Source organism: Niveispirillum fermenti, assembly GCF_048066175.1.
Classification (GTDB): Bacteria; Pseudomonadota; Alphaproteobacteria; order Azospirillales; family Azospirillaceae; genus Niveispirillum; species Niveispirillum fermenti.
In genome coordinates, this window is record NZ_JBLTXA010000118.1 from 1 (window position 1) to 704 (window position 704).

The window sequence follows — 704 nt, forward strand, 5'->3', positions numbered from 1 at the left end:
ATATATTCACCTAACATGTTAAAATAAAAACATTATATCAATGAGCGCTGATTATGTTAAGAGCAACAAAAGTACGCATCTACCCGACACCAGAACAGACTGAATATCTCAATGCTCAGTTTGGTGCGGTTCGTTTCGCGTACAACAAAGCTCTGCATATCAAGAAACACGTTTACCAGCGGCACGGCGTAAATTTAAACCCGCGTAAAGACCTCAAGCCACTGCTTGCAGTGGCGAAAAAATCCCACAGATATGGATGGCTTAAAGAATATGATTCTATTGCGTTGCAGCAGGCGGTGATTAACCTTGACGTGGCTTTCTCCAACTTTTTCAATCCGAAATTGAAAGCCCGTTTTCCCACGTTTAAAAGTAAGCACGGGAAACAATCTAGCTATCATTGTGTCGGAATCAAAGTCATTGATGGCGCGATAAAAATCCCGAAAATCGCACCGATTGAAGCGCGTTTACATCGTGAAATTACGGGAACGCTGAAAAGTATCACACTGAGCCGCAGCACAACCGGTAAATACTACGCCTCGCTACTCTGTGACGACGGAATGGAAGCACCAGAGAAGCCGGCACTGATATCAAACGTAACGGGGCTGGATATGGGGCTGACGCATTTTGCCATCAAATCTGATGGCTATAAAATTGCCAATCCGCGCCCCCTCATCAACGCCAGCCACAATCTGCGCCGCAAGCAA

Annotated in this window: 1 protein-coding gene; it reads left to right on the top strand. The window is 45.5% G+C overall.

Going from position 1 to position 704, the window contains the following annotated elements; all coding sequences use genetic code 11:
* Window positions 1-53 precede the first annotated feature (53 nt).
* A partial coding sequence (locus tag ACM9LZ_RS25945) for an RNA-guided endonuclease InsQ/TnpB family protein (RefSeq protein ID WP_416622390.1) occupies window positions 54-704 on the top strand: 651 nt, incomplete at its 3' end.